The 20,437-nt window shown below is 64.7% G+C and carries 16 protein-coding genes; 10 read left to right on the plus strand and 6 right to left on the minus strand.

The features are described from left to right. Positions 1–50: 50 nt before the first annotated feature. The gene (locus J1M86_RS09705; protein ID WP_075838865.1) at positions 51–455 is read right to left on the minus strand and encodes a DUF5319 domain-containing protein; all 405 of its coding nucleotides are present in this window, start codon (positions 453–455) and stop codon (positions 51–53) included. 300 nt (positions 456–755) lie between these two features. Between J1M86_RS09705 and guaB the strand changes: the two genes are divergently transcribed. The 4 genes from guaB to guaA all read left to right on the plus strand — a co-directional run bounded on the left by guaB (position 756) and on the right by guaA (position 7,049). Further along, complete coding sequence (gene guaB / locus J1M86_RS09710) at positions 756–2,279, plus strand: IMP dehydrogenase (protein WP_075838866.1); 1,524 nt, start codon at positions 756–758, stop codon at positions 2,277–2,279. Between the two features lie 52 nt (positions 2,280–2,331). Continuing rightward, positions 2,332–3,471: a GuaB3 family IMP dehydrogenase-related protein gene (locus tag J1M86_RS09715; RefSeq protein ID WP_075838867.1), complete on the plus strand. Its 1,140-nt coding sequence runs from the start codon at positions 2,332–2,334 to the stop codon at positions 3,469–3,471. A gap of 173 nt (positions 3,472–3,644) precedes the next feature. Next, positions 3,645–5,426, plus strand: coding sequence for an FAD-dependent oxidoreductase (locus J1M86_RS09720; RefSeq protein ID WP_206509658.1), 1,782 nt, complete (start codon positions 3,645–3,647; stop codon positions 5,424–5,426). Between the two features lie 33 nt (positions 5,427–5,459). Further along, positions 5,460–7,049, plus strand: a complete 1,590-nt coding sequence (gene guaA, locus J1M86_RS09725) for a glutamine-hydrolyzing GMP synthase (protein ID WP_206509659.1) — start codon at positions 5,460–5,462, stop codon at positions 7,047–7,049. Between the two features lie 4 nt (positions 7,050–7,053). Here the strand turns inward: guaA and J1M86_RS09730 are convergent, their stop codons facing one another. After that, positions 7,054–7,299, minus strand: coding sequence for a hypothetical protein (locus J1M86_RS09730; protein ID WP_206509660.1), 246 nt, complete (start codon positions 7,297–7,299; stop codon positions 7,054–7,056). Continuing rightward, positions 7,292–8,674, minus strand: coding sequence for a PspC domain-containing protein (locus tag J1M86_RS09735; RefSeq protein WP_206509661.1), 1,383 nt, complete (start codon positions 8,672–8,674; stop codon positions 7,292–7,294). The genes J1M86_RS09730 and J1M86_RS09735 overlap by 8 nt, the downstream gene beginning before the upstream one ends. A gap of 170 nt (positions 8,675–8,844) precedes the next feature. Here J1M86_RS09735 and J1M86_RS09740 point away from each other — a divergent pair, with 170 nt between their 5' ends. Then, positions 8,845–10,155, plus strand: coding sequence for a PspC domain-containing protein (locus J1M86_RS09740; protein ID WP_307786584.1), 1,311 nt, complete (start codon positions 8,845–8,847; stop codon positions 10,153–10,155). Beyond that, complete coding sequence (locus tag J1M86_RS09745; protein WP_206509662.1) at positions 10,152–10,799, plus strand: response regulator transcription factor; 648 nt, start codon at positions 10,152–10,154, stop codon at positions 10,797–10,799. Before J1M86_RS09740 ends, J1M86_RS09745 begins: the two co-directional genes overlap by 4 nt. Before the next feature lie 69 nt (positions 10,800–10,868). On the opposite strand, the gene J1M86_RS09750 is transcribed toward J1M86_RS09745, so the two are convergent. After that, the gene (locus J1M86_RS09750; protein ID WP_206509663.1) at positions 10,869–12,083 is read right to left on the minus strand and encodes a serine/threonine-protein kinase; all 1,215 of its coding nucleotides are present in this window, start codon (positions 12,081–12,083) and stop codon (positions 10,869–10,871) included. Positions 12,084–12,288: 205 nt separating this feature from the next. Here J1M86_RS09750 and J1M86_RS09755 point away from each other — a divergent pair, with 205 nt between their 5' ends. Genes J1M86_RS09755 through J1M86_RS09770 form a run of 4 tightly spaced genes read left to right on the plus strand, consistent with a single transcriptional unit; the run spans position 12,289 to position 16,024 of the window. Continuing rightward, positions 12,289–13,113, plus strand: coding sequence for a hypothetical protein (locus J1M86_RS09755; RefSeq protein WP_206509664.1), 825 nt, complete (start codon positions 12,289–12,291; stop codon positions 13,111–13,113). Continuing rightward, positions 13,110–14,669, plus strand: coding sequence for a DNA polymerase Y family protein (locus J1M86_RS09760; protein WP_206509665.1), 1,560 nt, complete (start codon positions 13,110–13,112; stop codon positions 14,667–14,669). The genes J1M86_RS09755 and J1M86_RS09760 overlap by 4 nt, the downstream gene beginning before the upstream one ends. Before the next feature lie 59 nt (positions 14,670–14,728). Continuing rightward, complete coding sequence (locus tag J1M86_RS09765) at positions 14,729–15,487, plus strand: alpha/beta fold hydrolase (RefSeq protein ID WP_206509666.1); 759 nt, start codon at positions 14,729–14,731, stop codon at positions 15,485–15,487. A gap of 9 nt (positions 15,488–15,496) precedes the next feature. Beyond that, positions 15,497–16,024 (plus strand): hypothetical protein, encoded by a 528-nt coding sequence (locus tag J1M86_RS09770; protein ID WP_206509667.1) that lies wholly within the window; start codon positions 15,497–15,499, stop codon positions 16,022–16,024. A 13-nt stretch (positions 16,025–16,037) separates the two neighbouring features. Here J1M86_RS09770 and J1M86_RS09775 read toward each other — a convergent pair whose 3' ends face one another. Both J1M86_RS09775 and J1M86_RS09780 read right to left on the minus strand, forming a co-directional pair. Continuing rightward, on the minus strand, positions 16,038–18,035 hold the full coding sequence (locus tag J1M86_RS09775) for an SDR family oxidoreductase (protein ID WP_206509668.1): 1,998 nt from the start codon (positions 18,033–18,035) through the stop codon (positions 16,038–16,040). 115 nt (positions 18,036–18,150) lie between these two features. Next, positions 18,151–20,280 carry an MMPL family transporter gene (locus tag J1M86_RS09780; RefSeq protein ID WP_206509669.1) on the minus strand — a complete coding sequence of 710 codons (2,130 nt, stop codon included), beginning with the start codon at positions 20,278–20,280 and terminating at the stop codon, positions 18,151–18,153. Positions 20,281–20,437: the final 157 nt, after the last annotated feature.

Below are 20,437 nucleotides of genomic sequence, written 5' to 3' on the forward strand. Positions count from 1 at the left end.
GGGCACCTTTGCATGTTGGTCCGTACTCAGGGGCGCCGAAGCAGCCTGCGTCAGTTGTCGTAACCGTCGCCGTGCAACGCATCGTTCATCGATGCGTCTGCGTAGCCACGGCAGTAGTCCCACGTGACATACGCGTCCGGCACCGGATCGTATGCGGGCTCGTGAGGACGCACGGTGCCGTCGACGAGCAGCTGGAGAAGATTGGCTCGGAGCATGTCCCAGTCGTGGTAGTGATCCTGCTGGCAGTCCTCGCAGCACACGACGAGACCGCGGATGCCTCGGTGTCCGAGGAGAGCCTCGTACACGGCAAGGTCCGCCAAATCTTCCTCTACGGCGAGCCGCTCCTGAGGATCGAGTGGCTGGCCGGGTTCGATCGCGTCGAGGGCGGCCGAGGGGTCGGCGGGGTCACCGGCGAAGGGATCCGGCGGTAGACCTGGAGGCAATTGATCGCGCACGCCTCCACGGTACGCAGGATTGGTGGGTCTGCGCCAGCCGTTCGACTATCGGCACACCGAGATCAATGCGCGATCGTGGTTGTGCAGTCGGCCTCGACCGCGGCTCGTGCACGGGTCGGGCGCCCCCTCCGATGCGCGTTCACGCTGGTTGGGCGGAGCCGATACCATAGGCAGGCGCCGCGCGAGTGAGCGCGCGTACTCGCCGAAAGTTCTCCATCCGTTCTCGACACGCCTCTCGTCCACGCATCGTCTCTTGCGTGCAACGAGGAGCATCCAGGCTCTAGGGAGGGCCAGATCCACATGAGTAGTTCCGGAGCCCACGTCCGTACCGGCGGTGACGACCCCAACAAGGTCGCCATGCTCGGTCTGACCTTCGACGATGTCCTTCTACTGCCTGCTGCGTCGGACTTGATCCCCAGTGCGGTGGACACGTCCAGTCAGCTCACCCGTGAGATCAGGCTGAGGGTTCCGCTCGTCAGTTCGGCGATGGACACGGTCACCGAGGCGCGGATGGCCATCGCCATGGCGCGAGCCGGCGGCATGGGGGTCCTGCACCGCAACCTCTCCTGGCAAGACCAGGCCGCACAGGTGGAGACGGTCAAGCGGTCCGAGGCCGGAATGGTCACCGACCCGGTCACCTGCAAGCCGACGGACACCCTCGCCGAGGTCGACGCGATGTGCGCACGATTCCGGATCTCCGGGCTGCCCGTCACGGACGAGACCGGCGCGCTCGTCGGGATCATCACCAACCGCGACATGCGCTTCGAGGTGGACCAGAACCGTCGCGTCGCCGATGTGATGACCAAGGCTCCGCTCATCACCGCACGCGAAGGTGTCACGGCCGAGGCCGCGCTCGGACTGCTGCGACGCCACAAGATCGAGAAGCTCCCCATCGTCGACGGGCAGGGAGCGCTCACCGGACTGATCACAGTCAAGGATTTCGTCAAGACCGAGCAGCATCCGTACGCGACGAAGGACCGCGACGGACGGCTGCTGGTCGGCGCCGCAGTTGGCGTCGGGCAGGACGCGTGGTCGCGGTCCATGGCGCTGGCCGATGCGGGCGTCGACGTCCTCGTCGTCGACACTGCGCACGGGCACAACGCTCAGGTCCTCGAGATGGTCAGCAAGCTCAAGGCCGAGGTGGGCGAACGTGTTCAGATCGTCGGCGGCAACGTAGCGACCCGAGCGGGTGCGCTGGCGCTCGTCGAAGCCGGCGCCGACGGGGTCAAGGTAGGTGTCGGTCCGGGCTCGATCTGCACCACACGCGTCGTCGCAGGCGTGGGTGCGCCGCAGATCACCGCAATCCTCGAAGCGGTCACGGCGTGCAAGCAGCACGGCGTTCCAGTGATCGCGGACGGCGGACTCCAGTTCTCGGGTGATATCGCCAAAGCACTGGCGGCCGGCGCGTCGACGGCAATGCTCGGTTCGTTGCTCGCCGGTACGGCGGAGTCGCCGGGCGAACTGATTCTGGTCAATGGCAAGCAGTTCAAGAGCTACCGCGGCATGGGTTCACTGGGTGCCATGCAGGGACGTGGTGCGGTGAAGTCGTTCTCCAAAGACCGCTACTTCCAGGATGATGTGCTCGCCGAGGACAAATTGGTACCTGAGGGCATCGAGGGCCGCGTTCCTTACCGCGGCCCACTGAATCAGGTCATTCATCAGTTGACCGGCGGCTTGCGCGCGGCGATGGGCTACACCGGATCCAATTCGATCGAGGATCTGCAGAACGCCCAATTCGTGCAGATCACTGCCGCGGGTCTGAAGGAAAGCCACCCACACGACGTCACGATGACAGCGGAAGCGCCGAACTACGCGACCCGCTGATCGCCTCGGCATCACAAGCGAATTTCATTGAACTCCAAGGAAAGGTGCGCGCGTGCGCGACCTCGTTGAAATCGGCATGGGCAGAGAAGCCCGGCGTACCTACCAGCTCGACGATATCGATATCGTGCCTTCGCGCCGTACGCGGTCGTCGAAGGAGGTGTCGACGGCCTGGCAGCTCGACGCCTATCGCTTCGACATACCGGTACTTGCTCATCCCACGGACGCGCTGGTCTCGCCGGAGTTCGCCATCGCGTTGGGCAAGCAGGGGGGCCTCGGCGTCGTCAACGGTGAAGGACTGTGGGCGCGCCACACCGATGTTCAGGCGAAGATCGACGAGCTGGTCGCCATCGCGGAGAACGACTTCGATGTCGATGCGCCCGTGGCCTTTCTGCAGAAGTTGCATGCCGCTCCGCTGCAGCCGGATCTGCTGGCCGCCGCGGTCGCTCGGGTTCGTGCGTCGGGAGTGACGGTCGCGGTGCGGGTGAGCCCGCAGAGCGCCAAGTGGTTGACCCCTGCACTGGTGGCGGCCGGTGTCGATCTGCTGGTCATTCAGGGCACCATCATTTCGGCCGAGCACGTTGCACACAGCGACAGGGAGCCGCTCAACCTCAAGACATTCATCTCGGACCTCGACGTGCCCGTCATCGCCGGCGGCGTGAGCGATCACCGCACTGCGCTGCACCTGATGCGTACCGGTGCCGCCGGTGTCATCGTCGGGTACGGCTCGGTCGAGGGCGGCACGACGTCGGGCGAGGTGCTGGGCATCGGCGTTCCCATGGCCACCGCCATCGCCGATGCTGCTGCTGCACGACGCGATTACATGGACGAGACGGGTGGACGCTACGTCCACGTCATCGCCGACGGTGACATCACCACCTCGGGTGCTCTTGCGAAGGCCATTGCCTGTGGCGCCGACGCTGCCGTTCTCGGCGCGCCGCTCGCTGCTGCCGCGGAAGCGCCGGGTGGAGGCTGGTACTGGCCGTCGGCCGCTGCCCACCCCTCGATGCCGCGCGGCGCTCTGCTACCCGTCGCTGCGGGTGAGCGCCCGTCCTTGGACGAGGTGCTGCACGGTCCGTCGAGTGAGCCCTACGGGTCCATCAACCTTGTGGGAGGTTTGCGTCGTTCCATGGCGAAATCCGGCTACTCGGATCTGAAGGAGTTCCAGAAGGTGGGCTTGAACGTTCGGGCGTAGCGCCATGGTGCCAGCTTGGTGACACTTCGAGTTACAGCTACAGTGGCATGTGTCAACTGTCACAAGCCCGTTGTCACCTCAGCGCGTATGTCACATACGATGTGGTCGCCATCACATCGTATGTGGGTGTCGATGAGCAACGGCTAGCTGCATCACGTACGGCGGAGGTCACCATGAGTGCACAAGCTCGGAGTTCACAGGCTCGCAAGACGGATTACGACGTATTGATCGTCGGATCCGGGTTCGGCGGCAGCGTCACCGCACTGCGCCTCGTCGAGAAGGGTTACCGGGTCGGCATTCTCGAAGCCGGACGTCGGTACGAGGACGAGGATTTCGCCAAGACCAGCTGGGATCTCAAACGCTTCCTGTGGGCGCCGAAGCTCGGTTGCTACGGCATTCAGCGCGTCCACCTGTTGCGCGACTGCCTGATTCTCGCGGGCGCGGGCGTCGGTGGTGGCTCGCTGAACTACGCGAACACGCTGTACCAGCCGCCGGAGCCGTTCTTCAAGGACAAGCAGTGGGCCCACATCACCGACTGGAGCAGTGAACTCGCACCGTTCTACGACCAGGCGACTCGCATGCTCGGAGTCGTTCGCAACCCGCACATGACACCCGCCGACGAGGTCATGAAGTCCGTTGCCGAGGACATGGGCGTCGCTGACACCTTCATCCAAACCCCGGTCGGTGTGTTCTTCGGCGACGAGCCCGGCAAGAAGGTCGACGACCCGTACTTCGGCGGCGCAGGACCCGAGCGGACAGGCTGCATCGAATGCGGCGAGTGCATGACCGGCTGCCGACACGGCGCCAAGAACACACTGCTCAAGAACTACCTCGCCCTGGCCGAACGAGCCGGCGCGGAGATCATCCCCATGACGACGGTAACCGGCCTGCGCGCCCTGTCCGACGGCACCTGGGATGTGACGACCGAGCGAACGGGCGCGTGGGTTCGTAAGGGCCCGAAGACCTTTACCGCCGCGCACGTCGTGCTGGCAGCCGGCACGTGGGGCACGCAGAACTTGCTCCACAAGATGAAGGACGAGGGCAAGCTGCCGAAGCTGTCCGACAAGCTCGGCGAGCTCACCCGGACCAACTCCGAGTCCATCGTCGGCGCGGCGAAGCTGAAAGTCGATCCGAACGTGGATCTGACCAAGGGTGTCGCCATCACCTCCTCGTTCCACCCGTCCTCGAACACGCACATCGAGCCGGTTCGCTACGGCAAGGGCTCGAACGCGATGGGACTGCTGCAGACGTTGATGACCGATGGCGGAGGCCGCATTCCGCGCTGGCTCAAGTTCTTGATCGCACTCCTGCGGAACCCGGCCGACTTCGTTCGCGTGGTCAACGTCAAGAACTGGAGCGAGCGCACCATCATTGCGCTCGTCATGCAGAACCTCGACAACTCCATCACCACGTTCACCAAGCGCGGAATCTTCGGTCGCAAGGTCTCGAGCAAGCAGGGGCACGGTGAACCGAACCCGACCTGGATTCCCGAGGGGAACGATGCAACTCGGCGGATCGCGAAGAAGATCGGCGGCGTCGCAGGTGGCACGTGGGGTGAGCTGTTCAACATCCCGCTGACGGCGCACTTCCTGGGTGGATGCGCCATCGCGTCCGATCCCGAACACGGTGTCATCGACCCCTACCAGCGTGTTCACGGCTACCCGACGATGTTCGTCGTCGACGGTGCCGCTGTGTCGGCCAACCTGGGCGTCAATCCTTCGCTGACCATCAGCGCCCAGGCCGAACGCGCCGCAGCACTCTGGCCGAACAAGGGCGAGCAGGATCTTCGGCCGCGACAGGGCTTGCCCTACGAGCGGGTGGATCCGATCGCTCCGAACAGCCCCGCGGTGCCCGCATCCGCTCCGGCGGCTCTGCGCTTGCCCATCGTCGAGATCCGTACTCCGGACCACAAACCGGATCACAAACCTAAGCCTGCCACCTCGGGTGCTGCGTAATTCGCGGGCGGTGACCCCCACTAGACTGACCCGGTGACCGCATCGCAGCAGCCCGAAACTGCACTGCCCAGGCCCGTACTCGTCGTCGACTTCGGTGCTCAGTACGCACAGCTCATCGCAAGGCGTATTCGCGAGGCGAACGTGTTCTCCGAAGTCATCTCGCACACCGCTACGGTCGAGGAGATCGCCGAGAAGAACCCGGTCGCGTTGGTGCTCTCGGGCGGACCGTCCAGTGTGTACGCCGAGGGCGCTCCCGCTCTCGACAGCAAGGTGTTCGACCTCGACATCCCGGTCTTCGGCATCTGCTACGGGTTCCAGGCAATGGCCCAGGCGCTCGGCGGAACGGTCTCGCACACCGGAACACGCGAGTACGGCCGGACGCAGTTGAGCGTCGACGGCGGTGTGCTGCACAAAGGTCTGCCTGCCACACAGCCGGTGTGGATGTCGCACGGCGACGCCGTCACAGCGGCACCGGACGGGTTCACCGTCACGGCGACGAGCGCGGGCGCACCCGTGGCAGCGTTCGAGAACACCGAGCGCCGCCTCGCGGGCGTGCAGTACCACCCCGAGGTGATGCACTCGCCGCACGGGCAGCAGGTTCTGAGCCGCTTCCTGCACGAGACGGCGGGCATCAAGGCCGAGTGGACGGCCGCGAACATCGCCGACGCTCTCGTCGAGCAGATTCAGGAGCAGGTCGGCCCCGACGGGCAGGCGATCTGCGGACTGTCGGGCGGCGTCGACTCGGCAGTGGCCGCCGCTCTCGTTCAACGCGCCATCGGCGACCGTTTGACCTGTGTGTTCGTGGACCACGGTCTGCTGCGCGAGGGTGAACGTGAGCAGGTTCAGCAGGACTTCGTCGCTGCGACCGGCGCCAAGCTCGTCACCGTGGACGCCGTCGACACCTTCCTCGGGGCACTCGACGGAGTCTCGGACCCCGAGGAGAAGCGCAAGATCATCGGCCGCGAGTTCATTCGCAGCTTCGAAGGCGCTGTCGCCGAGGTGCTGGGCGAGAACGCCTCGCACGGAGCCGAGGTGGAGTTCCTCGTGCAGGGCACCCTCTACCCCGATGTCGTCGAATCCGGTGGAGGTTCGGGTACTGCGAACATCAAGAGCCATCACAACGTCGGTGGTCTGCCGGACGACCTCCAGTTCGCGCTGGTGGAGCCGCTGCGGACGCTGTTCAAGGACGAGGTTCGTGCCGTCGGTCGTGAACTGGGTCTGCCCGAGGACATCGTCGGTCGCCAGCCGTTCCCCGGACCCGGCCTCGCGATCCGAATCGTCGGTGAGATCACCCGAGACCGGCTGGCTACGCTGCGTCAGGCCGATTCGATCGTGCGCGAGGAACTGACGGCCGCCGGGCTCGACGAGCAGATCTGGCAGTGCCCGGTGGTACTGCTCGCCGACGTGCGCAGCGTCGGTGTGCAGGGCGACGGTCGTACCTACGGTCACCCGATCGTGTTGCGTCCCGTGTCGAGCGAGGATGCGATGACGGCCGACTGGACCCGTCTGCCCTACGACGTGCTGGAAACGATTTCGACTCGGGTGACCAACGAGGTGTCGGAGGTCAACCGAGTCGTTCTCGATGTGACGAGCAAGCCACCGGGCACGATCGAGTGGGAGTGAGTAGCTAGTTTTTCTTGCGGCTCGGAGCCACCAGCAGAGTCAGTCCGATGACGATCGCCGCTATGACGAACACCCAGCGGAACTCGACGTTGCCGAGCGCTTCGATGGCCGGTGGCCCGATCAGCGCGCTCACGCTGACGATCATCGCAGCGAGGCCGACGAGGAAGAGCAGTGCGGACGGGCGGGAGCGGGCCTTGTTCTGTTCGGGGGTGTCCTCGTCGCTGTCGCCGTATTGCCATGTCTCATTCACGGATGACCTCCAGGTTTCCGAATTGTACGTTTCCGTCGATCATCAGGACGTGCGTGTTCTCGGCTGAGTTGCCGCGCTGGCGAACACTTTCGGGCTCGCACGAGGTCGAGCCGAAGACGGCTGTGCACTCGGTCAGCACGTTCATCGACCACGGGACGATCACGGTGGCGTTGCCCGCAGCGACGGTGATCTCGACCGTGGCGTCCTCGGTGAGCTCGAGTCCGGAGAGGTCGAGCTGCAGATCACCCACCTGCACGGCGTAGCTCGGCTGCAGTTCGGCCAACGTGGTGGGCGCCACTCGCTGCTCACCCGAGTTGGCGCCGTCGATCGAAATCGGCCCCACGATCGAGGCGAGGACCACGAACGCCAGCAGGGGCCCGGTTACCACGAGCAACCCGTACCCCCTGCGTAGGAACGCACCGAGGATGAGTCCGACTGCGACGACGGCGAGAGCTACCGCGCCGATACGCGCGGGCGTCAGCCACGTCGAATCCGAGGCGTACGCGATACCCGCCGTCACGGCCGCGGCCACCAGTGCCAGTCCGATGAAACTCGTCGTCCACCGTGATCGGTGCTTCTTCTCCGCCGCCTCGGGTACCTGCGCCGACGCCGGTTCCGGTAGGTCCCAGGCGAATGGTGCGACCCCGAGCGGATCCCAGGACGGGGGTGTCGGCTGATCTGGGATCGCCGACTCGCCGGTGTCCTTCGTCAGATTCACCGATGTGGACTCCTCCGGCGGCGCGGCCGGACTCGGGTTCGGGACGTAATTGCTGGGAAGCGTCGTATACGGGGTGTACGGGGGGCGAGTGGCGTCATAGTTCGGTGGCCGGTAGTTGGCACCTGCCCAGGGGCTGTTCGGCACGCCCACGTTCGGGCCGTACGGGGAGTTGAACGAAATCGGAAAGCCCTGCTGGAGATAGGCCTGGGCGCCGTCCGGAAGAAACTCGGGAGGTTCGGGCCGGCGTTGATACAACAACCACCACCCAGCCAACAGAGCCACCATGCTGATCAATCCGGAACCGCCCATGCCGACTCCGACCGGTCCGATCGTCGAGACCACGATGACCAGAGCGACGATCAGAACCACGACCTTGGTCGTGGAGTCCGAGCTGCCGCCTTTGCCGATGAGAGATTCCGCGGGCGAGGCGGTGTCGCCTGCTTTGCTGAAGAGAAGCCAGGCCGCGAGGTAGAGGACGATCCCGGCGCCGCCGAAGATGGTTCCGACGACCAGGGCGACACGAACGAGAACGGGGTCGATGCCGTAGCGGTACCCGATGCCTGCGGCGACTCCCGCAATGTGGCCTCGCTGCGGCAACCGGTACGGACGAGTTCGCCACATATGTTGTAGCTGGTCGGAGACGGTTGCGTTGCTCATAGAACCATCGTGGTCCGTCTCGGCAGCAATTGCATCAGGGATCGCCCTGATCTTCTCCTGACCGAGTCTCGTCCTCGGTTCGAGTCGGTGGGCAGTGGAACATGTGGGCAGTGGAACATCAGGGGAGACCCTGATGCGGCAGACCTCCGATTCGTGCCAGGATCGGAGACGTGAACCATGTCGAGCTACTGCCCACGTCCGCGGGCCCCGATCCGGTGAAGTTCTACCGGCGGGGTGGCGGTCGCATCGTGGGTGGGGTGGCCGGCGGCCTGTCGGATCATTTGGGCGTCGACGTGTTCAAGGTCCGGGTGGCGTTCGCGTTGCTCGCCGTCATGGCCGGTGCCGGCATCTTCGCCTATGGGCTGCTGTGGGTGTTCACACCCGCGGGCACCGATGTGGACCGCCCGAGCGACGCGGAACGCCAGCGGGCGCTCGGACTCTCGGCGCTCGGTCTCGGACTCGCCGCCGGATTGGCATGGTTGCTGGACGGCACCGCAGCATCGGTTCTGGTTCCGATCGTGGTGGTCGTGATCGGTGCGGCGCTGGTATGGCGCGAATTCGATTCCGACGGCCCACGTTCGGTTCTGGGCATGCCGAAGAAGCCGACCGTGCTCAGCTGGGCCCGGGTGGTAGGAGGTGCGACGCTCATCGTTCTCGGCCTGGGTGTCGTGGTTCTCGCACGTGTCGACATCGCAGCGGTCCGATCGTCGTTGTTGGCCGTCATCGTCACCCTTGTCGGTGCCGCGTTGCTCACCGTTCCGGTGTGGTTGCGGATGTGGCGCACGTTGAATACGGAGCGCTCGGCCCGTATTCGCAACGACGAACGAGAGGAGATCGCCTCTCACCTGCACGATTCGGTGTTGCAGACGCTGGCGTTGATTCAGAAGCAGTCCGATCAGCCGCAGGAGGTGATGCGGCTGGCGCGTGGTCAGGAGCGCGAGCTGCGAAAGTGGTTGTTCGAGGGCGGCGACCCGGACCACTCGTCGCTGTCCGAGGCGCTCAAGACCATCTCCGGCGAGGTCGAGGACCAGCACGGTGTGACGGTTCGGCCGATCACGGTCGGAGACGTGCAGCTTTCGGCAATCGACTCGGAATCCGGTCTGCCGCGTGAGCATTTCACCGCCTTGCTCGGCGCCACGCGTGAAGCATTGGTCAATGCAGCCAAGCATTCGGGGGAGACCAACATCGATTTGTTCGCCGAGACAGAACCGGACAAGGTGACGGTGTTCGTTCGCGACCGAGGCGTCGGATTCGACGAGGACCTCGTGCCGGTGGATCGGCAGGGCCTCGCCAAATCGATCCGCGCAAGAATCGAGAGGCGCGGTGGCGAGGTATCTGTACGCTCCCAGGTGGGCAAGGGAACGGAAGTCCGAATTCTGATGCCCCGCAACCGCACACCAGAGGAGCCTCAGCCAGCGGAACACGTCGATACCGAACAACCGATACCGCAGCAGCCGATACCGCAGGAGCAGCCCAGGTGACCGACACTCTTCGTGTCTTTCTCGTCGACGACCATGCAGTGTTCCGTTCCGGGGTGCGCGCCGAACTGGGGCGTGAACCCGATCTCGAAGTGGTCGGTGAGGCAGGTGGCGTCGCTGACGCGGTGGCGGGCATCGAGACCACCAAGCCCGACGTCGTCCTGCTCGATGTCCACATGCCTGATGGCGGGGGCGTCGCCGTCCTCGGGCGAATATCGGCCGGTCCGGTCTGCCTGGCGCTGTCGGTATCCGACGCGGCCGAGGACGTCATCGCTGTCATCCGTGCAGGTGCGCGCGGCTATGTCACCAAGACCATCTCCGGGGCCGAACTCGCCGACGGTGTGCGACGCGTCGCCGGGGGAGACGCGGTGTTCTCCCCTCGCCTCGCCGGGTTCGTGCTCGACTCGTTCACCGGAAAGTCGGCGGCGCCGGAGCCTCCCCTCGATCCCGAACTGGATTCGTTGACGCCACGCGAGCTCGAGGTGCTTCGGCTCCTCGCGCGTGGCTACACCTACCGAGAGATCGCCGAAGACCTGTTCATCTCGGTCAAGACCGTCGAAACCCACGCGTCCAACGTTCTCCGAAAGACGCAGCAGTCGAACAGGAATGCGCTCACGAGGTGGGCGCACAATCGGCGCATCGATTGAGGGCGCTGACGCGCATGTGAGTGGAAATACATAGTGGGACACGTATTTCCGCTCACATGTGCGAAGCGCCTACAGGGCGATTGCGAGGATCGACAGTAGAACGATCACCGCGACGATTCCGGCCAGGATCACCGCGGGTGAGACGTCGACCTTGTCGCCGACGGCGTCGTCGATGCGGTCCAGGACCACATCGAGCGGATTCTTCTTCCTCGGGGGGTCGAATGGCGGCGGCGCGTACGGCTTCGGCTCGTGTCCGTCCAGGTTGCCACCGGAACGTACGGCGGGGAGTCCGGCGATGGTCTTGCCGAATTCTCGCGAGGGGCGGCGGGTTTCGGCGACGGGTGTGGACCGATGAGCCCAGGTGGGCACTGTGCCTTTGGACGAGGTGAGGGGTACACCTCGTAATTGCGCGATGCTCCCTCGGCTGTTGATTGCGCCGAGGATCATCTCGTCGCGTGCCTGCGTCATCGACGGTCGGCGCGACGGATCGGGTTCGAGCATGTGCAGCAATGCCTGGGTCAGATCACCGGACCTGGTGGGGGCGATGATCTGGCCTCGGGCAACTCGGTGGAGCAGTGCGATGGAATCCTGGTCGATGTCGAACGGCGGCTTGCCTTCGATGGCTGTGTAGAGCGTCGCGCCGAGGGAGAACACATCGCTCGCCTCGGTGGGATCCTGCCCGCGTGCGACCTCGGGGGCGAAGTAGGCCGGCGTACCGGTGATGACGCTCGAATCCGATTCCTCGACATCGCCTCTCGCGCGCGAGATGCCGAAGTCGCTGATCTTGACGATGCCCAGGGTGCGTCCGCGATCGGCGATCAGAATGTTGCCGGGCTTGATGTCGCGATGGACGATTCCCGCCTCGTGCGCCTCGATGAGTGCGTCGGCCACCTGCGCTCCGACCTGTGCCACCTCGTACGGCGGTAGAAAGTCCGTGGTGTTGAGTGCCTGCGCGAGGCTGCGTGAGGGCATGTACTCCATGACCAGCCATGGTTCACCGTCTTCGATCGCGACGTCGTACATGGCGATGGCGTGGGGGCTCGACAAGCGGGCGGCGATGCGGCCCTCGCGCATGGCGCGGTTGCGTACCTCGCGAGCCGCTTCGTCGCTCAGGTGCGCCGTCGAGGTGACCTGTTTGACGGCGACCTTGCGGGCGAGAAGTGTGTCCTGCGCGAGCCAGACCGCGCCCATTCCGCCACCGCCGAGCTTGTAGGCGAGGCGGTACCTGCCGGCGAGAAGGTAGTCGGGTCCCACAACCCGTGCGGTGCGTTGCTGCTCGGTCACGACCACAGGTTAGTGGACGGTGAGCATCACTGCCCGCAGGAGCCTCGTCATGGTTTCTACCAGCGCAAACGCTGTCGCCTTGACGAGCTGGCACCCGACCGGCTTTACTTGGAACGAGAATCGAAAGTGTGTTCGAATGCTCCACTTCCCGTGTGTTCGAGCTCGCGAAATTCATGTGCTGGTTTCAGTGTGCAAGGGGAGTGACATGTCTGTATCGGATGCTTCCGCTTCGCCGGATGCGCTGGGTGGCCTGTCCCTGCCCGAGCGGGTTGCGTTGCTGCGTCGACGGATGGCAGAGGTGCCCTCGCGAGGGGAATCGGCGTCGGAGCGTATCGAGCATCATGAGACACAACCGGTCGAGGAACGATCGACTGCTTCATCCCCGAAAGCGGCCGGGCGCACGCGTTCTGTTCTCCCGGTGCCCGAGGTCATAGCCGGTGTGCTGCCGCATGGCGGGTTGGTCCGGGGGACTGTGGTCTCGGTGTCGGGCGCAGGCTCGTTGTTGCTCGGTGTGGTGGCTGCGGTGACGAGTGCCGGAGGGCATGTCGCTGTCATCGGGCTGCCGCGGTTCGGCGTTCTTGCTGCCGTCGAGATGGGGGCGCAGTTGAACAAGTTGGCATTGATTCCCGATCCAGGGTCCGATCCGGTGGAGGTCGCGGCCATCCTGCTCGACGGTGTGGACCTGGTCGTGCTCGGTCTCGGTGGTGAATCGGTCGCGCCCACCCGAGCTCGGGCCGTGGTGGCGAGGGCACGCAGCAAAGGCGCGACGTTGCTGGTCACGGACGGACGCTGGGACGGAGCCGAATTACGACTCGAAGCCTCGGTACACGGGTACGACGGGCTCGGGAGCGGCCGAGAGCTGGGGCGAGGGCGGCTTCGATCGATTCGGTTGTCGGTGTCCGCTCGAGGCAAGGCGATGCGTACCCGCACTGTTCGGCTCGACCTACGCTCCGTCGGTGGTCGTGTCGAGTGGTTCGCCGACGAGCGCGACGCTGCGCCCGTATCGCTGCCCGTCGCGGTGTCGACATGAGCCGCGTTCTTGCTCTGTGGTGTCCCGATTGGCCTGCGGTTGCTGCGGCCGCTCTGGCGGACCTTCCAGCCACCCACCCGGTGGCTGTCACGTCGGCCAATCGCGTCATCGCCTGCTCTGCGACGGCTCGAACGTTCGGCGTCAAGCGTGGTGTGCGGCGGAGGGAAGCTCAGGCACGCTGCCCGGAGATACATATCGCTCTGGCCGACGCCGATCGAGACGCTCGGGTGTTCGAGCCGGTGGTATCGGCCATCGCGGCGATCGCGCCCGGCGTCGAAGTGCTGCGGCCGGGACTGCTCGTCCTTGCAGCCCGGGGCGTTGCGCGTTACTTCGGGTCCGAGCATCTGGCCGTGGAACGGCTGATCGACGAGGCCTCGGCAGCGGGCGTCGAATGCCAGGTCGGGATAGCCGACGAGCTGTCCACCGCAGTGATCGCGGCGCGGCATGCGCAGGTGGTGCCGCGTGGTGGAGGCGCCGGATTTCTGTCACCGCTGCCGGTGGCCGAGCTTTCTGCCGAACCGAGCATGGCTGCAGCGAATCGTGATGAACTCGTCGACCTACTGCGACGCCTGGGTTTGCGAACCATCGGAGATTTTGCTGCGCTGACGCCGGGGGATGTGGCGTCGAGGTTCGGTACCGACGCGATCCTGGCGCACCGGAGTGCGCGGGGAGAGCCCGAACGTCCGCCGTCGGCTCGAGCACTGCCGCCGGATCTCGATGTGGAGTATCTCTGCGATCCGCCGATCGATCGAGTCGATGCGGCTGCCTTCGCCGGTCGCGGAATGGCCGAGCAACTGCACACCAAGCTCGCTGCCGCCGCCGTCGCATGTACTCGACTGCTGGTGCACGCAAGTACCGGTAGCGGCGAAAGCCTGTCACGGACATGGCGGTGCGCCGAGCCGCTCACTCCTGAGGGGACGGCCGATCGAGTTCGTTGGCAGCTCGATGGATGGTTGACAGGACGAAGCGAGAACAAACCGACGTCGGGCATCGTGGTCCTACGGTTGGAGCCGGTCGAAGTCGTCGCAGCCGAGGAATTGCAACTGGGGCTCTGGGGGAGCGTCGGCGACGAGGACGAGCGGGCGCGTCGAGCGCTCGTGCGAGTGCAGGGCCTGCTCGGTGGCGACTCGGTACTGGGCGGCGTGCTCAGCGGGGGGCGGGGTCCGGCCGAGCGGATCACGTTGCGTCCCCTCGGCGACGAGCTGGTACCGCTGACGGATCCAAGCGCTCCGTGGCCGGGGCGATTGCCCGAACCTGCGCCGGCAGCGGTGATCGTTTCGCGACCGGCAGTGACTCTGATGAATCGCGCCGGGTCGGGCGTCGGTGTCACCGAACGCGGCCACTTCGACACTCGACCGGCGCGCATGCGTTGGGGAACGAAGGAGTGGGACCTCGCCGGGTTGGCCGGGCCATGGCCGGTCGACGAGCGTTGGTGGGACGGCGGTCTCACAGCGACCGGACCGGTGGCTCGTGTGCAGGTGCTGCTCGCGGACGATCGAGCGTTGTTGCTGGTGTTCGATGGGGGACAGTGGCGGGTGGAAGGCATCTACGAATGACAGTGCCCGCGCGACAGACACCCCGCGCGACAGACACAACGGCCGCTACTGTCGAAGCAATGGAGATGACGACGGAGACTGTCGAACTGGATGGCATCGATATTGCGTATCGCTCGTTCACCCCGGCGCTGAAAGCCGATGACGTGCCCGTTGTGCTGGTGCACGGGATGGGCGGCGACGGCGGTACATGGGATCGTTTCGCACGGACGCTGACCACCAACGGCCGCCACGCCATCGCCGTCGATCTACGCGGACACGGCCGTAGCGCGCACACGCCGACCTACGAATTCGAGTCCTTCGGAGGAGATGTTCTTGCGTTGATCGACCATCTCGGGCTCACCGAGGTCGACATCGTGGGACATTCGCTCGGCGGTTACGCCGCCACCGTGGTGGCGCAGCGCCGTCCGACGCTCGTACGTCGGCTCGTGGTCGAGGAACTGCCGATTCCGATCAGACCGGGTGATGCGCCACCGAAGCTGACCGGGAAGTTTCCGTCGATCACCGAACTCTGGCATGCCGGAACCACCGTCATTCGGCACCCGCGCGCCGCGCTGGCCTTCGATCGGTCGATGACCGCACCTGCGCTCGAACAGTTCCGCAAGCCCAATGCGCAGTGGTGGAAAGCGCTGTCGGATATCGCTGCTCCTACTTTGATTCTCCGCGGAGGTCCAGGTGGGATGGTCGATCCGGTACGTCTGGAGCTCATGACAGGTGCGATACGCGATTGCCGAGTCGAGGTGTTTCGCAGTGGACACAGCATCCACCGCGATGCCTACGCGGCGTTCGAAGCGACAGTTCTGCCGTTCTTGACCTACTAGGATTCGGCCATGGCCCTGAGCGTGCTCGACCGGAAACTGATCGTGTGGTCGGCGTTGTTCGTCGTCTCACAGGCCAACATCGTCCGGCTGCTCGGTCCTGCCGGACCGAAAGTGCTCCAGGTGCAGACAGCGTGGTCGGAAAGACGCTACCGAGAGATCCTGGCGAGCATGGACGACGCCGAAACCGCGCGGTTCCGCAGCCACTACTTCCCGGATCTCGTCCACCCCGCGATCTACGCCATGGCGCTGCGGGCGGGTGCGAGGAGTCTGACCGCCAAGGCATCGCTGAACCCCGAGTCAGTCCCGGGACCCGCCACCGTCAGGGCGCTGGCAGTCGCGCCGGCGGTATCAGCTGCCTGTGACTACATCGAGAACATCGTCGGGTTGACCCTCGTCGACAATCGAGAACTGATCAGCGACAACGTCGTTCGAGCCACCACCGTCGTCAGTACCGTCAAGTGGGTCACCGCAGCCGGTTCGCTTGCTTACCTGAGCCAAGGATTCGTGCGTCACTGGCGACGGAACCTGTTGGGCTGACCCGGTCAGCGGATCACCAGTACGTGCCGGGCACGAGCCTGCCTAGCCGGCGGGCGAGTTTCGCTACCCGCGCGGAGGGAGTGGAGGCGTCGTACACGTCCTTCGGAGCGTAGTCGGCTGGGAGGGAAGTCTCGGTCTTGTCACCCTTGGCGGCAGCAGAATCGGGGAACCGGCGGTAGAACTGGTGCAATGTCCGATCCTTGCCTTTCGGAGTGAATATGCTGCCGAACTGACCGAGTGTGCCGAGTGGGGTATCGATTCTCTTCGGCTTGTCGATCAGCGCACGCATCACCATCGCCGCGGCCTTCTCTGCGGACACCACCGGGCCGACGTTCTTGTCACCGGTCGGAGTGATCATCGGTGTCGCAACAAGAGGCATGTGAATGGTCGTGAAGGTGATTCCGTCGGACAGTGTTTCCGCTGCAGCGACATCGGCGAACCCGTCGAGGGCCGCCTTGCTCGCCACGTAGGCGGCAAATCGAGGCGTGTGCCCCTGTACCGCGGCGCTGCTGATGTTGACGATGTGACCGAATCTGCGCTCACGCATGTGCGGCAGCAGAGCCAGCACCAATCGAACCGCGCCGAAGTAGTTGACGGCCATGGTGCGTTCGAAATCGTGAAGTCTGTCTGTGGACCTGTACAACGAACGACGAATCGACCGGCCCGCATTGTTGACGAGCATGTCCACGTGGTCGTGCTCGCTCAGAATGCTCTTCACTGTCTGTTCCACCGACTCGCTGTCGGTTACATCGCACGGATAGCCAGATGCGTCGCCGCCCTTGGCGCGAATCCCCGCAACGACTGCCTCGAGCTGTTCAGCACCTCGTGCGAGCAGGATCACGGTGGCACCCTTGCGCGCTGCAGCTTCCGCGCTGGCCTGGCCGATTCCGGACGAGCCGCCCGTGATGACGATGGTGCGTCCGACCAGCGGTCCACGTGGATCTGTGCGGCGAGCGCGGACGGGATCCAGATGGTCGTGCCAGTACTTCCACACCGCGTCCGCGTACGACGCGAGCGGGGGCGCGCTGATCTTGCTTCCGCTCAATGCATTTCGCGTTCTCGTGGAGTCGAACGTGGTGGGCAGTGTGACGTGGTCGAGCATGACGGGCGGGACGCCGAACCGGGCGAGCAGGGCATCGCGACCTGCTCGAATCGCATCGAACCGAGGTGAGAGAACTGGGGCTGCGACGGCCCCGGGCATCTCGACGATTCTGGCTTTCGAGCCCGCGGCCGCGCTGAATGCCGCGTATACCTCACGCATCGACTGCGGCCGCGGATTGACAAGGTGAAAAACTCTTTGGCCCAACGGGTTGCGGTGCATCAACTCGACGATGGCGGCGGCTACATAGTCGACCGGAACGAGATTTGTCGCGCCGATGTTCGGCACGGTGATGGGCAGCGCGTCGGGCAGTTTGGCGAGTTCGGCGAAGAATGGAAAGAAGAAGTACGGCCCGTCGATCTTGTCGATCGCTCCGGTTTCGGAATGGCCGAGTACCGCAGAAGGGCGATACACCCGCCAGTCGGTCGCCGATTCGCGAACGATTTTCTCGGACTCGTACTTGGTCCGGTGATACGGCGTCGGGAATTGTTGGCCCTTGTCGAAGTCGTCCTCGGTGAACGTTCCGGCATGGTCGCCGGCGACGGCTATCGAGGAGATGTGGTGCAGGCGAGCGCCGAGGCGTACCGCGAGTTCGGCGACCGATCGGGTGCCGTCGACATTGGTCGAGGCCTGTTCGTCACCGGCTGTGATGTCGTAGATTGCGCCGAGATGAACGATCTGATCGATGTTCGACGGTGTTTCCTCCAGCCCCAGCCCGGGCTCGGTGAGGTCGCCGATCAGCGGATGCACCCGGTCCTTCCCGCTCAGTGCAGCTACCTGCTGTTCGAGTTTGGCGACCGACTGTCGACGCACCAGTACGTGTACCTGCGCGGACGGGTCACGCTCCAGTAGCAGTGGCAGCAGATTCTGCCCCAGGAAGCCCGTACCGCCGGTAACGATGTAGTTCGCCATAAGGTGAACTTACTCCAAGGTAAGTTCCGGAACCACCCTCTTGGGTGACCGAATGTGACATTCGGTCACCGTCGCGGGTGGACCACGCCCCGAGCCCGCCGAGTGTACGAGGCATCTAGTGTCCGATTCCTACTTTCGAGTGGATTTTCTTCATCCAGGTCGGGGCCCACCAGTTCGTATCGCCCATCAGCTTCACCAGCGACGGGACGAGCAGCATTCGGATGATCGTGGCGTCGACGATCAGCGCGAAGATCATTCCCAGGCCGAGGAATCGCATGATCGACAGGTCCGAGATGGTGAAGGCGCCGGTGACGGCGATGAGAACGAGGGCGGCTGCTGTCACGATGCGTCCGGTGCGTTGTGCGCCGAAGATGACCGCTTCTTCCGTGGTCGCGCCGGCGGTGCGGGCCTCGACCATCCGGGACATCAGGAACACCTCGTAGTCGGTGGAGAGCCCGAACACGACGGCAAGGATGAGGACGACGAAGGTTGCTTCGAGTGGTGCCGGGGTGACCCCGATCAATTCGGCGCCGTTGCCTTCCTGGAAAACCCAGGTCAAGACACCGAATGTGGCGCCGAGGCTCAATCCGGCCATCAGTACCGCCTTGATCGGCAGCACGATCGACCCGAATGCGAGGAACAGCAGGATCAGCGTCGAGACGACCATGATCGCGATCATCACGGGCAGCCACTTCGCGATGGCGGCGTTGCCGTCGTCGACGAGGGCTCGGGAGCCACCGACGAGAAGTTCGGTGCCGTCGGGTGGGGTCATCGCGCGGAGTTCGGCCACCGCATTGCTGGACGATGCCATTTCGGTTTCGCCTTCGGACGGTTCACCGAACGTCGCTTGAATAGCGACGAAATCGTCACTCGAACCGGTGAATTGGACGCGCGCGATACCGTCCAAGGACTCTGCTTGCCTCGTGATGTCTGCGATTGGGGCACCCTGTGGCTTCTGTCCGTCGAGGCCGCGTAGAACAATCGTGGCTCCTTCGCCGGTGGTCGGGAACTCGGTGTTGAGTGTCTCGACAGCGATGCGGGCGGGATCGTCCTGCGGGAGCGCTGTGTAGTCGACTTCGCCGAGCATGATCTTGAGCACCGGTGCGGACAGCACGAGAAGCGCGGCGATGATGACGGTGGCGACGATTCCAGGTTTGCGCATCACCTTGGCGACGACGCCACCCCAGAACTTCTGTGCGCGAGCCTCGCCGCGATCGGACGCGGTCTTGCTCCACGTCAGCGAGTTGATGCGGTGTCCGAGGAGGGCGAGCAGTGCCGGTACGGCCGTCAGCGACAGGATCGCAGCGCACGCCACTGCCGCCATCGCGCCGAAGCCGAGAGATTTGAGGATGGGTTGAGGAAATACGAGCATCCCGGCGAAGGCGCAGATCAGTAGCAGGCCCGAGAAAGCGATGGTGCGCCCCGCGGTGAGCACGGTGCGCACGGCTGCGTCGGCGGGTTCGGAGCCCGATCGCATTTCCTCGCGGAATCGGCTGACGATGAACAGTCCGTAGTCGATTGCCAATCCCAGCCCGAGTAGTGACGCGACGTTGATCGAGAACGAACTGACCTCGGTGAAGGAAGTGAGCACTCGAAGTATTGCCAGGGCGCTGAGGACGCTGAGAATGCCGACGAACACCGGCACTGCGGCTGCGACGACACCGCCGAAGATGAAGATCAGCAAGACCAGAACGACGGGGATGGCGATTGCCTCGGAGCGAACGAGGTCGCTCTGCAGGGTTGTGCTGAACGAGACGCCGACGACCGAACCGCCGGCGAACTGAGATGTGACGCCGGGGACTTCGAGCTGTGGCGGTAGGTCACCGAAGGTGGCGAACGTGACACCGGAGTTGGGCCCGAGGGTGACTGTCGCCAGCGCTTTGGTGCCGTCCTCGGACACGAGAAACGGCTGGGCAGCGGCGTTGGCCGTCCAGTAGGAAGCAACGTTCTGAACCGAGTAGTTGCTCTGGAATTCGTCCAGGACGGCGGTGACGTCGGGACCGATATCGTCGATCGTCTGTCCCTCGGGCGGAGTGTAGATGGCGACGATGTCCGGGGTTGGCTGACCAAGGTCGGTGACGAGGGAGCTGACCTCGGCGGCCTCGCTACTCGGGTCGACGAAGCCGCCCTCGCTGAGCTTGCCGAACACGCCCAGGCCCCATACGCCGGTCAGCGCCACCACGAGGACGGTGAAGGTAAGAACCCATCTCTTGTGGGAAACAACGAACGAAGCCCAATTTTTCACGTGCATTCTCCGGCTCTCTCGGTGTGCTACCCGACGAGCGAGCCTATCGGCTACGTCCCGGTTGAGTTGTGTCGGTGCCGTGCGATCTAATGGGAACACATGTTCGAACATTGCCTTCGTCGTCGTTCGAGGGCAGGGAAGTCGATGGGCAGGAAAG

The organism is Rhodococcus sp. KRD197, from assembly GCF_017168235.1.
Taxonomy (GTDB): Bacteria; Actinomycetota; Actinomycetes; order Mycobacteriales; family Mycobacteriaceae; genus Rhodococcoides.